The organism is Vitiosangium sp. GDMCC 1.1324 (assembly GCF_003044305.1).
Taxonomy (GTDB): Bacteria; Myxococcota; Myxococcia; order Myxococcales; family Myxococcaceae; genus Archangium.
In genome coordinates, this window is the sequence record NZ_PZOX01000003.1 from 680,471 (window position 1) to 698,559 (window position 18,089).

Below are 18,089 nucleotides of genomic sequence, written 5' to 3' on the forward strand. Positions count from 1 at the left end.
CCTCCCATGGAATGCACCCGCTGCGGCGCCTGCTGCGTGGCGCCCGACATCGCCGCCCTGGACAAGCCCCTCGGCCTGCGCTGCCCCCACCTCACCGCCGACAACCTCTGCTCGGTGTACGACCGCCGCCCCCAGGTCTGCCGCGACTACGAGGCCGATGACGTCTGCCGCCTCATCGAGGCCCCGACAATCGACGAGCGCGTGCGCAAGTACCTCGACCTCTTCGGGCTCACCGCCGAGGCCGACGCCGTCCGCCAGCGCGGCTGTTCCTCCATGCGCAAGGCCCGCAGCGGGTGATATCCCCCCGCTCGTGCCCTTCCAGCCCACCGAGCCCTTCGCCCCCGCGCACGGCCTCGCCTCGCCGCACGCGCAGACCATCTACGCCTCGCTCGTGCGCCCCACGCACGCTCCGCCCCTGAAGCGCGAGCGCTGGGAGCTGCCCGATGGGGACTTCGTCGACCTCGACTCCTTCGACGGCGTCCCGGGTGCCCCGCACGTGGTGACCCTCCACGGGTTGGAAGGCTCCTCCCGCGCTGGCTATGTCACCGCCATCCTTCGCGGTGCAGCCGAGCGCGGCTGGGGCGCCACCGCCATCAACTTCCGCTCCTGCAGCGGTGAGCCCAACCGGCTCGCCCGCTCCTACCACTCGGGCGACATCGGCGACGCGCTCTCGGTGATGATGCACCTGCGCACCCGCCTCACCGGGCCGCTCTACGCGGTGGGTTTCTCGCTCGGCGCCAACGTGCTGCTGAGGCTCCTGGAGGAGACGGGAGACACCACCCCCGTGAGCGCCGCCGCCGCCGTGAGCGCGCCCTATGACCTGGGTGCCTGCGCGGACGCGCTCGATGGGCCCGGGCCCTTCCAGCGCCTCTACCGCGAGCGCTTCCTGCGCACCCTCAAGCGCAAGGCGCGCGAGAAGCTCCGCCTCTTCCCCGGCTCCTTCGACGGCCCCGCCATGGAGCGCGCTCGCACCATCCGCGCCTTCGACGACTCCGTCACCGCCCCGCTCCATGGCTTCCGCGACGCCACCCACTACTACGCCGAGGCCTCCTCGGGTCCCCGCCTCCACGCCATCCGCCGCCCCACCCTGCTGCTGAGCGCCAAGGACGACCCGATGATTCCCGCCTCCACCCACCCTCGGGACGTGTCCGCCAACCCCCACCTGCACTTCGTCGTCACCGAGCACGGCGGCCACGTCGGCTTCGTCTCGGGCAACGCCTTCTCCCCGTCCTTCTGGGGCGAGTCCCAGGTCCTCGCCTTCTTCTCCGCCCAGAATGCGAAAGCCCGGCCGGTGTGACCCGGCCGGGCTCCGCACAGGGCGCCCCATCGCCCTTCCCCATCCCCGCCTACCTCGCGACGGGCGGCCCATCCTCCCCCAACCCCATCACCGCCGCCCCGTCGCGAGGTACCCCACGGTACCGCCCACCCAACCCCATCCAACCCCGTCCAGCAGCACCGCCCCGTCCTGCGCACGGATGCATCAGCATGCGCCGTGCCGAAGCCCTCGAACGGGCTGTTTCCTCGTGATTCCAGCAGGTTGAACGCCGTCTCCGACCGCAGGGCAGGTCCGCGGGCACCGGGGCCCGGAAAAAACTCCCGGCCTCCCTTCGCGGCACGGAAAGGCACGTCGGCGGGAGGGAAAAACCTTCCCTACCCGCGTTACAACCCCGCCCATGTCTGGCCTTCCTCCCTGCGGCCTCTACCGCACCCGCCGCGCGCTCGGCACCCACGTCCCCGCGGGCCGGCTCGTCTACTTCCACAACCACGGCGACCCGGGCCCCGGCCTCTACCTGCCCAGCGGCTGGGCAGCCAACCGGGCCCGCTGGCACTCACGGGGCACGCCGCTGCCGGATGCCTCCTGGGCCGAGCACCTCGAGCCCCTGCCTCCCGAGGGCCTCTACCGCGTCCTCTCGCCCTTCCCCTGCTGCGCGAAGCGCTGCCGCACCTTCGAGCCGGACCAACTCGTCCAGCTCGGCTACACCGGCGAGGCAGAGGCCCTCCTCTTCATCCCCGAGTGGACCGAGCAGGGGCTCCATCTGCCCACTACCGGTGCACGCGTGGAGCGCGAGTACCTCGAGCGGCTCGCGCCCCTGAAGGTCGCCCGGAACGAGTCCGCCCCCATGGGGAGTGACGGCCTGCTGCACTGACCGGACGCGGCTGACGAGCCCACCCGGCGCTCCTCTTCCGGCGAAGGGACGGAGGGCTCAGGCCTCGCCGGTGGGCGGACGCAACACGCGCAGCAGGTGCTGGGCGAGCAGATCGCGCGTGGCCCGCTGAAGCTCGCTGAGGAGCAGGTGGAGCCCCTCGGTCGAGCCGTCCCGCACGTCTCGCACGCGCTCCTCGTTGCCGTCGAAGACACGCAGGCGCCCGGGCACCAGGGTGATGAGCGGCTGGCGCGGGTGACGCCGCTTCAGCAGCCCCAGCATCAAGGGATGGTCCTCGTCCGGCCGGCGCGCGTCCACCACCACCAGCGCCGGCTCGTCCTCGTCGATGGAGTCCAGGGCCTCGTCCGCGTCCGCCATGGCGACGACGGACAGACCCGGCTCCGACAGGAGGCGCGAGAGCAGCTCTCGAGAGGGGCGGTGCGGACTGAGGATGACGATGCGGCGCATGGAGATGGAGGAAGGGTAGGCGCTTCGGACGCCGATGAGGAGGCCCACGTCGAAGCCCCCCGCTCGCAGCCCTCCCATATCGGATCGCGCAGCACCGCGCCCGCCAGTTCTCCCTACCTGACGAGCCGCCACTCAAGCCCTCGCCCGCCCACCACGGCACCCTCCACGAAGGCGAGCAGCAAAATCCGGCGCATGTACGCCGGGAACCCATATGTTCACTTCCGGGCGGCCACCCAACCACCCCACTCGTGAAGCCCCCGCAAATTTCCTCCCTGGGCGTCCTGACGACCGAGTCAGAACCGACCTCGAAAGTCATACTCTGGAGATAGTGCGAAGATCGGGTTACTCCGGCTCCTCCCCCCTCTCTGTCCATCAATGGCGACCGAGCTCCACTTCGACTGCGGAACCCTGGTGGCGCCCTCGCTGCCGGAAGACGAGGCCTTGCGCACCCTCTTCCAGAGGGACACGCGCACGGGGGTGTACCGGGCTGCGGCCAGGCACTACCGGGAGGTGGTGCTGCGGCTGCGCGAGCGGGGCCTGCCCTACGAGGACAAGGCGAAGCGCTTCGAGCCGCTCGAGGTGGAGCTGACCACCCCCATCGAGCCCTTCCCGCACCAGAAGGCGGCGCTGGAGGCGTGGAACCGCGCGGGCGGGCGGGGACTGGTGGAGCTGCCCACGGGCGCGGGAAAGACATTGCTGGCGGTGCTGGCCATTGCCCGGGTGAAGCGGCCGACCCTGGTGGTCGTCCCCACGTTGGACCTGATGACGCAGTGGCAGGGGGTGCTGTCGCGGCACCTGGGCGTGCCGGTGGGGATGTTGGGAGGCGGCGTGAGCGATCGGCAGCCGCTGACGGTGACGACGTACGATTCGGCGGCGATGCAGACGGAGTTCCACGGCAACCGCTTCGGCTTCCTCATCTGCGACGAGTGCCACCACCTGCCGGCGCCCAGCTACCGCTTCATCGCCGAGGGCTCGCTGGCGCCGTACCGGCTGGGACTCACCGCCACGCTGGAGCGCACGGACGGTGGCGAGCGCGTGTGCGAGGAGCTGCTGGGGCCGCTGGTGCACCGCACGGACATCCGCGAGCTGCAGGGGCGCTACCTGGCCCCCTACGAGGTGCGCCGCATCGAGGTGCCACTCACCCCCGAGGAGCAGGCGCGGCACGACGAGGCGCGGGCGCGCTACCTGGCCTTCATCCGCCAGCGGGGCATCCGCTTCGACGTGCCGGAGGGCTGGGCACGCTTCCTCGCGGAGAGCCAGCGCACGGACGAGGGACGCGCGGCGTACCGGGGCTACCGGGAGCAGCGGCGCATCGCCCTCACCTCGAGCGCGAAGCTGGACGTGCTGTGGCGGATCCTCCTGGAGCACCGGGAGGACCGGGCCATCGTCTTCACCGACGACAACGAGACGGTGTACACGCTGGCGCGGCGGCTGCTGCTGCCGGCGCTGACGCACCACACGCCCGTGCCCGAGCGCAAGGCGCTGCTGTCCGCCTTCGCGAGCGGGGAGCTGCCGGTGCTGCTCACCTCACGGGTGCTCAACGAGGGCGTGGACGTGCCGGAGGCGCGGGTGGGCGTGGTGCTCAGCGGCAGTGGCAGCGTGCGCGAGCACGTGCAGCGGCTGGGCCGCATCCTCCGTCAGCGTCCGGGGAAGCGCGCGCTCCTGTACGAGGTGTGCTCGGCGCAGACGGCCGAGGCCTCCATCAGCGAGCGCCGGCGCCAACACCGGGCCTACCAGGAGGAGGGCGAGGCATGCTGACGCGCGAGCTGCTCCTCTTCCGCGTACGCGACGGGAAGCTGCGCCCCTCCTTCGTGAAGAGGGAGGACGCGGTGCTGCTGGCGCTGGCGCACGAGCTCATCGCCGAGGTGGAGGCAGGACGCGGGCGCACGCGCGATGAGGTGGAGGAGACGCTGGGGCTGCGCGCTGGCGCCCACGCGCGGCCCAAGGTGGCGCGGGGGCTGGTCAAGCTGCTGGTGGACCGGATGCTCTTCGACGAGCCCGCGGAGGGCGTCTCCGAGGCTCGCGCGGCGGCCTTCCGCGAGGCGGCCCGGGTGCTGCGTACGCTGCCCCCGGACGCGACGGTGGAGACCTACGAGTCACGCCTGGCGGAGGCCTTCCCCCGCCCTCTGCCCGAGCTGCGCGAGACCCTGTATGCCGACCTCCCAGGTCACCGCCAACTCCTGAGCTGGGAGGCGCTGTCGGCGGCGGATTTGCTGGATCGCTACAACCTGGCACTGGCCCAGGGGCCGCTGTTCGACGCGCGCCGGCTGACACTCCGAGCGCGAGCGCCGGAGTTGCTGCGAGTGCGCAAGGTGCTGCGCTGGCTGAAGTTCTGCCGGCTGGTGGCCGAGGTGCGGCGGGAGGGCGAGGACTGGGTGCTGGAGGTGGAGGGCCCCGGGGCCATGCTGTCGCTGCAGAAGAAGTACGGGCTGCAGCTGGCGAGCTTCCTGTCGGTGGTGCCAGTGCTGGAGCGCTGGCAACTCACCGCGTCCCTCGAGAGCCCCCGGCGCCGGGTGACACTGGTGCTGGATGAGAAGGATCCCCTGGTGTCACCACACGGCAGCGCGCTGGGGCACATCCCCGACGAGGTGGCCACCCTGGCCGGAAGCTTCGAAGACGCGGACTGGGAGCTGGACCTGCTGCCTCTGCCACGCCACACGGGAGCCGCGGGGTTGTGCGTGCCGGACCTGACCTTCCGTCACAGAAAGACGGGAAGGGAGGTGGCGCTGGAGCTGTTCCATGCGTGGCATGCGGGCCCGCTGGCGCGGCGGCTGGAGGAGCTGCGCTCTCGGCCGGATGCGGGACTGCTGCTGGGAGTGGATCGGGCGCTCGCGAAGGACACCCAGGCGCGCGCACAGTTGGAGGCACACCCACAGGTGGTGCTCTTCCATGGATTTCCATCGGCGAAGAGGCTGCGCGCGAGGCTCTCACCGTGAGACAGACACCCTCCCTACCCCTTCTGCCCCAGGTGCGCGGCCACGAGGCTCAGCACCCGGAGCGCGTTGCGATCCAACTGGCGGGCGCGCCGCAGCAGGCGGCGCAGCTCCGCGGGCTCACTGGCCTCGGGAGGCGGAGGCGGAGGCGTCCAGGCTGCGGGATTCTCGGAGGACAGGCCCAGCGCCTCGTCCGCGGACAGGGCCAGCACCGCACACAGCTTGCGGAAGGTGGGAACGCTCGGAAGCATGTTGCCCCGCTCCAGCCGCCCATACACCTCCGTGGCGATGCCAATCCGCTCCGCCACGTCTTCCTGTGTGAGGTTGAGGCGCTGCCGGGCTGCGCGTGCGCACTCTCCCAGCCTGGTTGCGAGCTTTTTTGCCATTGTCCCGGGACCCGAGTGGTTCACCGGTGGCAATATGACTCGGGAGGTTGGTTTCCCAGGACGACTGGGGTAGTATGTCCATCCGAGGACCCGTCACGTTACATGTCGAGTCCTGGAGGTCCCGGATGAGCGCGGACGCCATTCCCTCCTACCTCTTCGTCGACGAGGATCCGCTTCAACTCTCCGCACTGCGGAGATTGCTACGAGATCTTCCTGGCAACAAGCGGCTGGCGACAAGCGGAGAAGAGGCCCTGCTGATGGCGGAAGCGGAACCTCCCTCGGTCGTGATCGCCGCGTACATCCTGCCGGGTATGGACGGGCTGTCGTTGCTGGCGGCCCTGCGAGCCCGCACACCCGGGCTCGTCTGTGGGCTGCACACCACCCAACTGCCAGCACGAGACATCATCCCGCCCGATGTCACCGTGCTGCTCAAGCCCTGCCCGCCGGAGCGGATGCGCGCCTTCCTGACGTCGGGCACGCTCGCTCCGCCGAAGTGAGCCCGGGACGGCACCTCACTGCTTCTTCGCCGCCTCCTCCATCGCCTTGCGCAGGCTGAGCGGGCGCATGTCCGTCCACACCTCCTTGATGTAGTCGAGACACTCGGCCTTGGTGCCCACCTTGCCGGCGTCCTTCCAGCCCAGGGCGTTCTCCCGATCCGCCGGCCAGATGGAGTACTGCTCCTCGTGGTTGACCACGACCTTGTAGCGCTGCGTGTCCTCGGTTTCCTGGTTGCTCATGCGCCTAATTTCACCCGCCGACCGACAAGGGGTCAATGTGGGTATGGGGGGCGCGAAGGCACAATGTCAGCCCGACCTCCCAGGTCGGCACGGAGTGGCGGGGCGTGGCCGGAGCACACGACCTTTCGGGTTGGACCTAGCGAGTGCCCTGGACAAGTACTCGGGCGTACTCCGAGGCCACCTTCGTGAAGCGCGCTCCGGCGAGCCCGCTCACGTACTGGCGCACCATGGCGCGCGTGGCGCCCACGTAGAAGAGCGCGCGGCGCGTGCGCTCCAGCTCGCGCTCCGTGCGTCCCGGCCGCGCCTCCATCCACGCCATGCCGTCCAGCGCGTCCACGCCGCAGAAGAACACCACCGGGCTCTCGTGCCCCTTGCACGAGAAGGCCGTCGTCACCCGGATGTAGTCCACCTTCCCCACGCTGAAGCCCGACACGTCCTGGCCGCTCTTCCCCCCGAAGGCCACCGCGGGGAGTCCCTCGCGCTCCAGGGCCTCTGCCAGCCGAGCCGGCCGCACCGGCGCCACCACCAGTACGTCCGAGGGCAACACCCCCTCCTGCCGCCGCAAGCGCTTCACCTCTCGCACCAGCCACGCCTCTTCCGCCTGCGGCGAGTCGAAGGTCCGCACCACCGGCACCACGCCCTCGCGCTCGGTGCACTGCAACCGGTACAGCCCGTCCACTCCCGCCACCGGCGCCTCCAGCAGGCCCTGCTCGCGCAGTTCGTGGGCCCGCATGAACTCGCGCATGCCGGGGTTGGGCACCCGGTGCAGCCCGAGTGGATCCAACACCACGTTGAAGGCCAGCTCGGACACCTGGCGCGTGGATCGAAACGCCTCGCGCAGCACGCGCACCCGGCCCGTGAAGTCGAGCCCGTCCGGCAATTCCTTGCGCAGCGCATCCACCGCGCTGTGCCCGTACACGTTCTGCGAGTCGTCCGCGAAGAGCAGGAAGGCCTTGAGCGGCTGTTGTCCCTCGCCGCGCGCGAGCGGACGGGCCAGCGCGTGCAGGTGCGCGAGCTCCGTGGCGCTCAGGTCCTGCGCCTCGTCCACGAAGACGGCATCGAAGCTCTCCGGGGCGAAGGAGCCCGTGCCCGTCATGTGCATGAGCGTCACCCGCTGGAGCATCAACGCGGCGCGCCTCCCGAGCCGTTGCCGCAGCGCCCCGTCCACCAGCCGAGACAACAGCGGCGTCAGCGCCTTGTTGAAGAAGGACACCAGCACCCGCGCGTCCGGGTGCTCGGCGAGATAGCGCGCCACCCAGTGCGCCAGCACGTACGTCTTCCCGCTCCCGGCCACCCCGCGCACCAGGTGGTGCCCCTCGTCGAAGCGCCGCTCGAAGAGGCTCACCTGCTCCTGGGTGAAGAGCGGCCCCATGCCCCGCAGCGAGTCGATCTCCTGGCCCAGGGCCTCGGGCCGCCGGGCCACCTGCGCGCGCACGCCCGGCATCACCAGCAACTGCTGCAACGAGAAGCGGGGCTCCAGCCGCGGCGCCACGGGCGTCAGCAGTTCCAGGAGCTGCGCGGGAATGGCGGCCTCGGACTCGGCGCGCGAGGAGAGGACGAAGAGGTACTCGCGGGCGCGGCTGGCGGCGACGTTGAGCATGGGGGTGAGCTCACTCGGGGCGAAGGGGCGCCCGGCGGCAACCGTGTCCACCACGACGACGTCGTACTCCGTGCCCTGCTGCCGGTGGATGGTGGACGCCTGGAAGCGCGACTCGCTCCACCCCTTCTCCAGGGCCAGGGCGCGCAGCAGCGTCGCCTGCGCCCGGTACGGCGTCACCGCCAGCACCTTGAGGCCCGCCTTCAACGCGGGCTCGGCGAGCGTCACCACCAGCTCCGCGGAGAAGGGCCTCCGGTAGCCATGGCCCGACTCGCCCCGCTCGTGACAGACGCGGCGCGCGTCGCGGGTGGCCTCGTCCAGCACCACCCAGCAGGCCCGCGCGGCCGGGTACGCGTCCACCGTCTTCGGCTGCCGGGTGCGAGGGCCCTCTCCATCCTCCAGCATCCCCGCGTAGCTGAAGCGGCTCACCACCGCGCCAATCCTCGGGTGCATGCGGTGCTGCGTCCGCAGCAGCAGCACGTGTGAGGACTCGGACGCCGCCCGCGCGTCCTCCAGGTGCGACAGCGGCGAGCTGCGCATCCACGTCTGCACCGGCCGCTCCGCGCCCTCCAGCGCCCGGCTCACGGGGCCGATCTGCTTCGGGTCTCCTCCCAGCAGCACCTTGCGCGCCAGCGGCGCCATCAGCCCCACGGCGGCCCGCGACACCATGCCCGCCTCGTCCACCACCAACCGGTCGAAGCGCTCGGCGCCCTCCAGCTCGGACACGAGCCGCAGCGCCCGGTGCACGGTGAGCACCATCAGCGTGGCGAAGCCTTCCCGCGCGACGAAGAGCGTCTCGTCCGTGAGGCCATCGCGCACCTTGCGCAGCTCGGCTTTCACGGTGGCCATCCGGGAAGAGGTGGCGCCGTTGAGGAACTCGCGGCGCACGCGCTCCTCCATGTGCTCGATGCGCGCCGCATGCTTCTGGTAGCCCGAGTCGTGCAGCACCGCGGGAAAGGCGTGCGTCAACTCCTGGCCCACGCCCACGCCGCCCCGGAAGATGCGGCAGGTGGTGTCCGGCGCGTAGAGGGCCCCGGCCTTGGACAGCATGCGGGCCACGCGCAGCGCGAGCGTGTCGGCGGCGCGGTTGGTGGGCGCCACCGCGAGGATGCGCTCCTTGGGATTGCGCTGAATCGCCTGCGCGAGCAGCCGCGCCACCGTCTCCGTCTTGCCCGTACCCGGTGGCCCCCAGAGCAGGGCCCAGGGCTTCTCCCAGAGGTCCTCGGGTCCAGGCGAAGGGCCGGCGCCATCATCGGGGATGAGGCCACGGACCCGGTCCAGGGACTCGCGGACGCGAGGCCCCCGCGAATCGTAGGCGCGGGATGCGGCGAGGAGCGCCTCGGAGAAGTCATAGGGCTGGAAGGCCCAGCGCTCCGCGGAGGCCACCTCGGGCGGAATGTGGCCCAACGAGCGCGTGGCGATGAAGACGCGCCCGTTCGTGGGGTCCACATGGACGATCTCCCCCACGAAGCGGCGCTCGTCCGGGAGGAAGCCGATGAGCTGCCCTCCACCCCAGCTCGGATCCGCGGCGGGCTGGGGCGTGAGACCGAGCATCGACTCGTCCTCCAACCTCACATCCTCGGCGCCCTTGAGCATCACCCACCGGTACAGGGAGCGCTCGCTCTCCAACGCCGCCAACAGGTCCTCCGGCAGCACCGAGCGCACGACGAGATCGGCGGGCTCGGCCGAGGACTGAGAAACCTGGGGGGCAGGCTTCCGGGCATGACGCCCCTGTGCTGACTCGTTCCCCATGTGCGCCACCGGATCGGCGGCCCCATGGTGCCCTGATGAGGCTCGAAGGAAAAGCCGACGAGAAACGAGGACGCGGCTCGGGAGTCCAGTAATGTGGACGGTCACAGTCCCCCCACCATGAAGCTCTACGCCCTCAGTGATCTCCACCTGCGCTACGAGCACAACCGGCAGGCGCTCGAATCGCTCGCGCCCCACCCGGAGGACTGGCTCATCGTGGCCGGAGACGTGGGCGAGACGCTGGAGCACATGGACTTCGCGTGGCGCACGCTGACGAAGCGCTTCCGTCAGGTGGTGTGGGTGCCGGGCAACCACGAGCTGTGGACGCTGACGCGCGAGCAACCCGCCCTCCGAGGCGAGGCCCGCTACCAGCAACTCGTGGCCCACTGCCGCTCGTATGGCGTGCTCACTCCGGAGGACCCCTATCCGCGCTGGCCGGGCGAGGGCCCCCACCGGGTGCTGGTGCCGCTCTTCCTGCTCTACGACTACTCCTTCCGGCCGGACCACGTCGCCGAGCAGGACGCCATCCAGTGGGCGGTCGAATCGCACGTGCTGTGCACCGACGAGGCCGTGCTCCATCCGGACCCCTACCCGAGCCGCTCCGCCTGGTGCGCGGCGCGCGTGGAGCAGACGCTCGCCCGCTTGGAGACCCTGCCGCCGGACTGCCGCACCATCCTCATCAACCACTTCCCGCTGCGCTACGAGCACGTGCGGCTGCCGCGCATCCCCCGCTTCTCCATCTGGTGCGGCACGAAGAAGACGGAGGACTGGCATCTGCGCTTCCGGGCCGAGGTGGTCGTCACCGGCCACCTGCACATGCCCGCCACGCTGTGGCGCGACGGGGTGCGCTTCGAGGAGGCCTCGCTCGGCTACCCCCAACAGTGGACCTGGCGCGGCGACATCTCCCGGTGCCTCCGGGAGATATTGCCCGGCCCCACGCGCTAGCTCCATCACCGGGCCTCGAACGCGCTCTCTGACCGCGGCGAGAGCTGCTCGAGCAGGAGCCGGGCATCCAGGACCCCAGGGACTCCATGCGGGGCACAGCTCGCATGTCAGGCGCCGCGGCATCCGGAGATGAAGCCCTTCGAATCCGCGACGTCGGACATTCCACTCAACTGGTGGCCTCGCTCCGCTCGCACCGTGGCAATAGTTGTTTGGTGCTATACCCGAGGCGCTCATGGCCTTCTCCGCCCCCCGGCCGCTGGCCCGCCTCGCCGCACCTGGACTGCTGCTGCTCGCGTCGCTTGCCCTGTACGGAAGCGGCCTGCTGCCCGGCCGCGCGTTCTTCTACCGCGATGTGCTGCACTACTACTGGCCCATGCAGGCCACGCGGTTCATGCTCGGGGGGCTGCCGCAGTGGAACCCGTTCCACCAGGGAGGGCTTCCCTTCCTCGCGGACATCCACTCCGGGGTGTTCTACCCGCCGAACCTGCTCTTCGGCGTCCTCTCCTTCCCCACGGCCTACGCGCTGCTGCTCGTCCTGCACCACTTCGTGGGCCAGCTCGGGCTGTATGTGTTCCTCCGGCGACAGGGCTTCGAGGAGCTCCCCGCCCTGACGGGCACGCTCGCCTTCGGACTCACCGGCTACATGGCCGGGCTGAGCACCTTCGGCCCCCTCGTCTCGGGACTGGCCTGGACGCCGTGGCTGCTCGTCGTGCTCCAGTCCCAGCTCCTCCCCATGCGCAAGCTGGCGGTCCTCGCGTTGCTGATCGCCGCCCAGATCGTCTCGGGAGATCCCCAAACCGCGCTCTACTCGGCGCTGGTGGCCGCGGCGCACGTGGCGTGGTTCCCAGGACGCAAGGAGCAACTGATAGCGCTCACGGGAGCAGGCGCGCTCGGGCTGCTGCTGGCGGGCGTGCAGGTGTTCCCCACCCTCGGGCTGCTGGCGGAGTCGACACGGGGCGGCTCCACCGTCAGCTACCTCTCGAGCTGGAACCTGCACCCGCTGCGGATGATCGAGTTCGCCTTCCCCTACCCCTTCGGCGAATACCTGGGCGTGCCGCAGTTCTGGGCCTGGTTCATGGTGAAGGGGCCGGGCTCGATTCCGTTCGCCATGAGCATCTACCTGGGCGTCACGGTGCTCGCGCTCGCCGTGCTGGGGGTGAGGCGGGACCGGCTCACGGGCTTCGCCCTCACGCTGTGCGCACTGGGCCTGCTGCTGGCGCTGGGCGAGCGCTCCCCGGTGGCCTTCCTGCTCGAGCATCCCCCGTTCCGGTTCTTCCGCTACCCGGAGAAGTACGTGGTCCTGGTGGCGCTCGGGTGCGCGGTGCTGGCCGCGTCCGGGGCGAGGGCGCTCATTTCCGGCCCCTCCTGGCGGCGGCTGATTCCGATCGCCGTGGCCGCTGTCCTCATGGGAGGAGCCCTCGTGTTCGCCAGGGGCGTGCCGGAATCGGCCCTGGAGCTCTTCGCCTCCATCCTGCGGGAGGCCAACATGCGGGCGGACCCGAGCGGTCCCCTGGAGAGCGCGGTGCGCTCGGTGGGCGCCTCGCTGCTCTTCACGCTCGCGCTGCTGGTGCTCGCGGCGCTGGCGCTCCGGAAGCGGGGTGGCCGCGCCGTGGCCGTGGGCGTGCTCGCGCTGGTGGCGATGGACCTGCTCCGGACGACGCGCAAGACGGTGTGGCTCGGACCCGCCTCCCTCTTCCGAGAGCCCGCCATCGCGGCACGGTTGAAGGAGCAGACAGGCTCGCCTCCCGCACGGCTGTTCCGCCTGGACAAACAGCTCAAGGCCTCGGCGCCCCCGAGCCGCTCACCCGAGGGGCTCATCCAACTGCGCGAGTGGGAGCTCGGGACGCTCAAGAGCAACCTCTCTGGTGCCTTCGGGCTCGAAGAGGTCACCAGCTACAGCGCGGTGGAGTTGCGGCGCTGGCGGGCCTTGATGGATGCATTCGCCCAGCAGCCCCAGAAGGTCGCGGAGCTCTACGCGGGCTGCCTGCTGCTGACGTCCTCCCAGGCGGCACAAGCCGGCGGAGCGGGCGAGGAAGTTGTCCTGTCCGACCCGTCCCTGGGGCTCGCGGTGACGAAGCGCTCCGAGTGCCCCCAGCGCCTGCGCACGGTGACGAGGACCACCGCGGTGGCGGACCTGGACGAGGCCCTCGCGCGCCTGACGTCCGGGAGCGTCGACCTGAAGCAGGAGGCCCTCGTGGAGGGAGGGACGACGAAGACCTACGGGCCCGCCGAGGTGAGCGGTCTGGAGCTCGACCCCAGGAGCGCCCGGGCGCGGGTGGTGGCACCGGCGGGGGGAACCTTCCTCGTCTTCGCGACCAACTCCTATCCCGGCTGGACGGCGACCGTGGACGGGAACGAGGTGCCCGTGCAGGTCGTCAACGGAGCGACCATGGGGCTCGAGGTGCCGGAAGGCTCGCACCAGGTCGAGCTCGAGTTCACGGACCCGAACATCCAATCGGGGCTCCAGGCGACGATCGCGGGCGCGCTGCTGCTCGGTCTGCTGTTCGTCTCCAGGAGGCGCGAGCCCGAGGCTCCACCGGAAGCGCCCACGCCGGGGTAGCACGCGCCCCGGCACGAAGCTCAGTGCGGGTAGGTGAAGACATACTCCTCCACCTGCATGGACTCCTCGAGGGGTTGCGTCCCGCCGTCCTCGCCCCCGTCTTCCCTGTCCTTGCGCATCATCCGGTAGGAGTACGGCACGAGCGTGTCCGGGTCCGTCACCAGGTCGAACCGCCAGCTCGCCATGGGGCCCGAGCCCGCCTTGGACTGACCGATCGTCGCGGCCTCCACGCTCAATCGCACGCAGCGCCGCTCCTGCTCATCCCGTGAGCACGGGATTCCCGCCTCGAGGGTATAGAGCTCCTCCGAGGGAACCTCCGTCATCTCGAGCTTGCCCCTCCCCACCACCATCTTCGACTCGAGCCGTATCGGCTCACCGGGAATCAGGGCGGCGCCACGCCAGTGCCCCACCAGCCGTATCCAGAAATCCTTCGCCGACTGCTCCTCCTTCACCACCATGTTCTTGACGAGCTCCGCCCGCTTCTCGGGCTCCAGGGGCAGGGCCTCGAGCAGTTGCTGGCCCGGCAACTCGGGGATGTCGGCGCCCAGGAAGCTCCCCTTGTCGTCGAAGCGGACCGTGGGCACCGGATCGATGATGGCGGCGTAATCGGGCGGAAACACCTCGATGTCCCGAGGCACGAGCCGGTGGACGCCTTTCTCCGCTCCCGGCTCCACCGTCAGCAAGTAGCGGCGGGCGACATCGTTGCCACCCAGGGGGCCTTTCGACTCGTAGGAGTAGGAGACGCGAGCGGAGAAGTGCTCGGGCCAGGCGAAGCGCAGGGAGACGACATTCTGCGAGCGCCGAGAGGACGAGAGCGAGGAGCATGCGCAGACGGCGGGCAGAAGGACCGCGAGGGCCAGCAAGCGGACGAAGCGTGTCATGGGAACGACCGCTAGAGCACTGGCTGGCCCGGAACGCCAGTGACTTCGGGCAACGGGCGGCCGTCAGCGGCGCGAGACCAGCGTGGCCCCCTGCTCCTCCACCGGGGGCTGGAAGGAATTGTCACGAGCCCCGGGGCGGCCCAGCCCCCGGCGCACCGCCGGCAGCGACGCGGTGACGGGGCCCACGTAGAAGACACCGTGGTAGCCCGCCTCGTTCGGCTGGTTGAACAGGTGCACGAAGAAGCGGTCCCCGTTGTCCTTGCCGCGAGCGGGACGAACTCCACAGTCCAGCTTCTCCTGCGAGCCCTCCACCGCGCAGATCCACGCCGAGCCGCTGTTGTAGGCCACATCCAGCGCCACCACGTGCTCGAGCTTCTGGGACAACTGCAGGCCCATGGGGCGGTACCCGGAGTCCCACGGCAGCCCCTGGATGGTGCGTGGGTGGATGTTGCCGGACACCACGAGGAAGAAACGCCCGGGCCCCTGCTGCGCGTACGAGAGCACCGTGGCGGTCATGGCGTCCTCGTGCTGCTGACCCTTGAACTCGGGGTGGTCGAAAGCGAAGGCATCCACATCCAGCCCCTGGGAGCGCAGCTTGCGCAGTTGCTCCAGCAGGTTGGCCATGGCCTCACTGGCGCGTCCATCCTGGTAGGGATTGCGCCAGAACGGAGCCTCCATCAGCTTCAACCAGTCGTCCTCCGTACCGGCGCTGCGCAGGAAGGTGGCCACGCGCTGCTGATTCTCCACTGGCAGCTCCAGCCCAACCGTCACGGGCGTCCCAGTCGAGGCGGTCTGACAGGCCCCCTGCGCGACGAAGCGAGGCACTTCCTGCGTGCCGTGCAACTCGCCCAGCAACAACACGCCCCCGGGATTGACCTGGGGAACCAGGCCGATGATGGGCACCCCGCACTCCACTGACGCCGCCGCGGTAGGCGCCGCCGGGACTTCCACCGCCTTCGCCACCGCGGGCTTCTTCTGCTCGGCCGGCTCCTTCCTGGCGAGCTTGGGCGCCACCGCGTGGAACACCTTCCACTCCATCACCAGGTCGCGCGAACCCTGCGCCGAGCCGACCAGGATGGCGTTATCCCCGCGCGGGCGATCCGCGAAATCCGACAGGTCCTCGTAGCCGATGGACGGCACATCTCCCGGCTCGCTCACCCGCGTGCCGTTGCTTCCCAACCCGCCGCCGTTGTCGCCCAGCGTCGGGTCCACGCCCCAGGAGAGCTCGTCGCCCACGGTGGACAGCGTCCTGTTGGCGCTCCGGGTGACGCGGATGACCCACAGCTTGCCGCGCGAGGGGGTCTCGCGCTTGCCCAGCACGAGGTAGCGGTGCCAGAAGCCCGCGACCTTCGAGCCCCCGAACTCCTCGCGCCACTCCGTCTGCAGCACGAAGCTGTCATTGTCCTCGCGGAAGGGCAGCTTGCTGTCCGTGAAGAACTGACGGACGGAGGGCCAGATCTCCTCGAGGGGAGCATCGTAGATGGCCTCCTCATCCGGAATGCCCGACCACTTCTGCCCCGAGGCACAGCCGGCCAGCAGGACGACGAGACCCATCGAAACGAGTACGACTGAACGCATCCAAGCCCTCCGGAGAACGCACCACCCGGGACAGGAACGCCCCGGGCGGGAGGACATATCGGCCGGGCCTCAAGTAACGCTCCGTTCAAGGCACGTAGGTCTTGCGCAGGCGGCTGAGCAAGTCGCGGAGTTCGCGCACGCCCTGCTCATCACAACCCGCGAGCTGCGAGCCGTAGTGCTCTCCCTCGAGCTCCAGCGTCAGGAAGGAGCTGGAGTCGGTGACCTGGCCGCAGGGAAACGCCCCCCGCCGCAACACGGAGAGCAGCGAGGAGCGGGTGGCAGCCGCCCGGACGTTCTCCATCTCCTGCGAGGGCAGGACGACCTCATGCACCCCTCCGTCCGGCTCGTCGAAGCGATCCACACGGAAGGTTCCGTCCGCCAGCACCTCATCCGAGCCCTTGCAGTCCATCCCCTCCATGCAGGGACCGCTCGCGGCATCCAGCTTCAGCCGCACGAAGCTCTCGGGACTGGCGCCACAACCCACGAAGAGCCCCAGCACGGCGCCACTGGTGGCGAGACAGCGCAGGACACGGCGAAGCGACAAGAAGGAGGCGAGCATGCCTCGACAGATTGCAGCGCGCGTACCACCGGCAACCTCGCGAAATGGCTGGAGACATGCACCCGGAGGGCACGGTTCTCCAACGGCCCCACACGGATTCCTGAGACGGGAGCGAGAGCCCCTCAGCCCACACGCGCTCCAGCCTGGGTCCAGAACGCGGAGTGAGCCCTCGCGAAGGCCTCGAAGGACCGCGGCTCCTGGCCAGTCACACGCAAGACGGTCTGCGTCACCTGGGACTCAGCGCCTTGGCGTATCGACTCGTCGAGCTGGGAGAGGAGCCGCGCATAACGTTCGGGAATCCCCGCGTCCATCATGTGACGCTGAGCCTCGTCGAAGGACGCATGCACGTGCCGCATCGGACGGCCGGCCGCCTGGGAGAGCACGGCCGCGACGTCGTCGTACCGCAGCGCCTGGGGGCCGGTGATGACATGCGCGGTGTCATGGGACTGCTCATCGGCGAGCGCCCGGACGGCGACCTCCGCGATGTCCCGGGCATCGACGAATCCAACGCGGCCCTCGCCCGTCGCCGTCACGAGCAACCCATCGCGCTTGAGACTGGCGCCATGGTGGTGCCGCTCATCCACGAAGTTCTGCATGAACCACGAGGGCTGGAGCACGGCCCACTCCGGCACCCGCTCGCGGAGGGCGCGGTGCACGGTTCCCAGTCCCGGAGCCCCTTCTGGCACGGCGGAGGAGCTCAGCAGGACGACACGCCGGACACCCCGCTCCACGGCGCGCTCGATGAAGGGCAGCATGAGGACCGAGGGGTCATCCACAAACGAGGGCGCGACCAGGTACATCCGGTCCACGCCGCGCAGGGCGTCCTCATGGTTGGACGTATCGGCCCAATCGAAGCGCACGTGCTCGGCGGTGCTGTCCGGAGAACGGTCTCCTCGCGCCGCGGTGCGGACGGGAAAGCCGAGCTCCGCGAGGCGCGAGGCGACGCGGCGGCCCGTGTTGCCCGTCGCTCCCGTGACGAGGACGCGGGCGGAGTCTCTTCGTGAAGTGCTCATGACGCATTCACCGCCCGGCGCAGGTTCTCCTCCCCACCGAAGGCCTTGAGCCCGGGGACGGGGTTCCAGTACTCGCGGTAGAGCGAGATCCTCCCGTTTCTCGTCTTCACCATCATGACGTAGTCCTGCTCGTACGGGCTGCCCGTGGCGGCGATGGTCGCCGAGCCGTGGGCTTCCGCGAGCGCGACGTCCGGGTCGGCCGTGACGTGGCGCTGGATACAGCTGAAGGTGAGCCCCAGGAAGCTCTTCGGCGTGTCCTGGAAGTACCGGCGGATCGCCTCCCGGCCCTCCAGGCGCTCGGGCAGATCGAGGGAGCGCGCATAGGGGAATTCGACGACGGCGTCCTCGGCGAAGAGCTCGAGCCAGCGCTCGATATCGGTACCGATGAGCGACAGATGAGAGTCCAACAAGTGGGCGGCATTGTGTGGGGTGGTGGGGTTTGTCATGTCGGTCTCCCGATTCGAGGTGGACGAAGAATGGTCTCGGGGATATGGACTCTCAATGCCAGCGCATCCAAACGTGTTGTCCGAGCGTCCAGG

General features: G+C 70.0%; 17 protein-coding genes. 8 read left to right on the forward strand and 9 right to left on the reverse strand.

Features of this window, described 5'->3' with window-relative positions:
• Window positions 1-6: 6 nt before the first annotated feature.
• From DAT35_RS11350 to DAT35_RS11360, 3 genes are all read left to right on the forward strand, one after another.
• Window positions 7-297, forward strand: coding sequence for a YkgJ family cysteine cluster protein (locus tag DAT35_RS11350; RefSeq protein ID WP_108066959.1), 291 nt, complete (start codon window positions 7-9; stop codon window positions 295-297).
• 13 nt (window positions 298-310) lie between these two features.
• On the forward strand, window positions 311-1,297 hold the full coding sequence (locus DAT35_RS11355) for a hydrolase (protein ID WP_108066960.1): 987 nt from the start codon (window positions 311-313) through the stop codon (window positions 1,295-1,297).
• 376 nt (window positions 1,298-1,673) lie between these two features.
• Window positions 1,674-2,147 (forward strand): hypothetical protein, encoded by a 474-nt coding sequence (locus tag DAT35_RS11360; protein ID WP_108066961.1) that lies wholly within the window; start codon window positions 1,674-1,676, stop codon window positions 2,145-2,147.
• Between the two features lie 57 nt (window positions 2,148-2,204).
• Here DAT35_RS11360 and DAT35_RS11365 read toward each other — a convergent pair whose 3' ends face one another.
• The gene (locus DAT35_RS11365; RefSeq protein WP_369945449.1) at window positions 2,205-2,690 is read right to left on the reverse strand and encodes a DNA-binding response regulator; all 486 of its coding nucleotides are present in this window, start codon (window positions 2,688-2,690) and stop codon (window positions 2,205-2,207) included.
• Window positions 2,691-2,987: 297 nt separating this feature from the next.
• Between DAT35_RS11365 and DAT35_RS11370 the strand changes: the two genes are divergently transcribed.
• Entirely contained in the window at window positions 2,988-4,370 is a 1,383-nt protein-coding gene (locus DAT35_RS11370; RefSeq protein WP_108066962.1) for a DEAD/DEAH box helicase, read from the forward strand.
• Window positions 4,364-5,548, forward strand: a complete 1,185-nt coding sequence (locus tag DAT35_RS11375) for a DUF790 family protein (protein ID WP_108066963.1) — start codon at window positions 4,364-4,366, stop codon at window positions 5,546-5,548. Before DAT35_RS11370 ends, DAT35_RS11375 begins: the two co-directional genes overlap by 7 nt.
• A gap of 14 nt (window positions 5,549-5,562) precedes the next feature.
• Here the strand turns inward: DAT35_RS11375 and DAT35_RS11380 are convergent, their stop codons facing one another.
• Entirely contained in the window at window positions 5,563-5,853 is a 291-nt protein-coding gene (locus DAT35_RS11380; RefSeq protein WP_369945451.1) for a helix-turn-helix transcriptional regulator, read from the reverse strand.
• A 203-nt stretch (window positions 5,854-6,056) separates the two neighbouring features.
• On the opposite strand from DAT35_RS11380, the gene DAT35_RS11385 reads away from it, so the two are divergent.
• A complete protein-coding gene (locus DAT35_RS11385; RefSeq protein ID WP_233261412.1) occupies window positions 6,057-6,428 on the forward strand; it encodes a response regulator in 372 nt (123 codons plus the stop codon).
• A 15-nt stretch (window positions 6,429-6,443) separates the two neighbouring features.
• Here DAT35_RS11385 and DAT35_RS11390 read toward each other — a convergent pair whose 3' ends face one another.
• Window positions 6,444-6,668, reverse strand: a complete 225-nt coding sequence (locus tag DAT35_RS11390; protein ID WP_108066965.1) for an MbtH family protein — start codon at window positions 6,666-6,668, stop codon at window positions 6,444-6,446.
• Between the two features lie 136 nt (window positions 6,669-6,804).
• Window positions 6,805-10,017: an AAA domain-containing protein gene (locus DAT35_RS11395; RefSeq protein WP_108066966.1), complete on the reverse strand. Its 3,213-nt coding sequence runs from the start codon at window positions 10,015-10,017 to the stop codon at window positions 6,805-6,807.
• Between the two features lie 117 nt (window positions 10,018-10,134).
• Between DAT35_RS11395 and DAT35_RS11400 the strand changes: the two genes are divergently transcribed.
• Together DAT35_RS11400 and DAT35_RS11405 are read left to right on the forward strand one after the other, a co-directional pair.
• On the forward strand, window positions 10,135-10,959 hold the full coding sequence (locus tag DAT35_RS11400) for a metallophosphoesterase (protein WP_108066967.1): 825 nt from the start codon (window positions 10,135-10,137) through the stop codon (window positions 10,957-10,959).
• A gap of 232 nt (window positions 10,960-11,191) precedes the next feature.
• The gene (locus DAT35_RS11405) at window positions 11,192-13,519 is read left to right on the forward strand and encodes a YfhO family protein (protein WP_108066968.1); all 2,328 of its coding nucleotides are present in this window, start codon (window positions 11,192-11,194) and stop codon (window positions 13,517-13,519) included.
• 20 nt (window positions 13,520-13,539) lie between these two features.
• On the opposite strand, the gene DAT35_RS11410 is transcribed toward DAT35_RS11405, so the two are convergent.
• The 5 genes from DAT35_RS11410 to DAT35_RS11430 form a co-directional block, all read right to left on the reverse strand.
• Window positions 13,540-14,400, reverse strand: a complete 861-nt coding sequence (locus DAT35_RS11410) for a hypothetical protein (RefSeq protein ID WP_108066969.1) — start codon at window positions 14,398-14,400, stop codon at window positions 13,540-13,542.
• 63 nt (window positions 14,401-14,463) lie between these two features.
• Window positions 14,464-15,978 (reverse strand): hypothetical protein, encoded by a 1,515-nt coding sequence (locus tag DAT35_RS11415; RefSeq protein WP_108066970.1) that lies wholly within the window; start codon window positions 15,976-15,978, stop codon window positions 14,464-14,466.
• A gap of 85 nt (window positions 15,979-16,063) precedes the next feature.
• Entirely contained in the window at window positions 16,064-16,537 is a 474-nt protein-coding gene (locus tag DAT35_RS11420; protein ID WP_108066971.1) for a hypothetical protein, read from the reverse strand.
• A gap of 122 nt (window positions 16,538-16,659) precedes the next feature.
• Entirely contained in the window at window positions 16,660-17,550 is an 891-nt protein-coding gene (locus tag DAT35_RS11425; RefSeq protein ID WP_108066972.1) for an NAD(P)H-binding protein, read from the reverse strand.
• Complete coding sequence (locus tag DAT35_RS11430; protein WP_108066973.1) at window positions 17,547-17,996, reverse strand: nuclear transport factor 2 family protein; 450 nt, start codon at window positions 17,994-17,996, stop codon at window positions 17,547-17,549. The genes DAT35_RS11425 and DAT35_RS11430 overlap by 4 nt, the downstream gene beginning before the upstream one ends.
• Window positions 17,997-18,089 lie beyond the last annotated feature (93 nt).

Bases quoted from the DNA above. Each gene is read 5' to 3' on its own strand.
- DAT35_RS11370 (WP_108066962.1), top strand. From the start codon at position 2,988: ATGGCGACCGAGCTCCACTTCGACTGCGGAACCCTGGTGGCGCCCTCG.
- DAT35_RS11415 (WP_108066970.1), bottom strand. From the start codon at position 15,978: ATGCGTTCAGTCGTACTCGTTTCGATGGGTCTCGTCGTCCTGCTGGCC.
- DAT35_RS11360 (WP_108066961.1), top strand. From the start codon at position 1,674: ATGTCTGGCCTTCCTCCCTGCGGCCTCTACCGCACCCGCCGCGCGCTC.
- DAT35_RS11420 (WP_108066971.1), bottom strand. From the start codon at position 16,537: ATGCTCGCCTCCTTCTTGTCGCTTCGCCGTGTCCTGCGCTGTCTCGCC.
- DAT35_RS11390 (WP_108066965.1), bottom strand. From the start codon at position 6,668: ATGAGCAACCAGGAAACCGAGGACACGCAGCGCTACAAGGTCGTGGTC.
- DAT35_RS11375 (WP_108066963.1), top strand. From the start codon at position 4,364: ATGCTGACGCGCGAGCTGCTCCTCTTCCGCGTACGCGACGGGAAGCTG.
- DAT35_RS11365 (WP_369945449.1), bottom strand. From the start codon at position 2,690: ATGGGAGGGCTGCGAGCGGGGGGCTTCGACGTGGGCCTCCTCATCGGC.
- DAT35_RS11350 (WP_108066959.1), top strand. From the start codon at position 7: ATGGAATGCACCCGCTGCGGCGCCTGCTGCGTGGCGCCCGACATCGCC.
- DAT35_RS11430 (WP_108066973.1), bottom strand. From the start codon at position 17,996: ATGACAAACCCCACCACCCCACACAATGCCGCCCACTTGTTGGACTCT.
- DAT35_RS11425 (WP_108066972.1), bottom strand. From the start codon at position 17,550: ATGAGCACTTCACGAAGAGACTCCGCCCGCGTCCTCGTCACGGGAGCG.
- DAT35_RS11410 (WP_108066969.1), bottom strand. From the start codon at position 14,400: ATGACACGCTTCGTCCGCTTGCTGGCCCTCGCGGTCCTTCTGCCCGCC.
- DAT35_RS11395 (WP_108066966.1), bottom strand. From the start codon at position 10,017: ATGGGGAACGAGTCAGCACAGGGGCGTCATGCCCGGAAGCCTGCCCCC.
- DAT35_RS11405 (WP_108066968.1), top strand. From the start codon at position 11,192: ATGGCCTTCTCCGCCCCCCGGCCGCTGGCCCGCCTCGCCGCACCTGGA.
- DAT35_RS11385 (WP_233261412.1), top strand. From the start codon at position 6,057: ATGAGCGCGGACGCCATTCCCTCCTACCTCTTCGTCGACGAGGATCCG.
- DAT35_RS11400 (WP_108066967.1), top strand. From the start codon at position 10,135: ATGAAGCTCTACGCCCTCAGTGATCTCCACCTGCGCTACGAGCACAAC.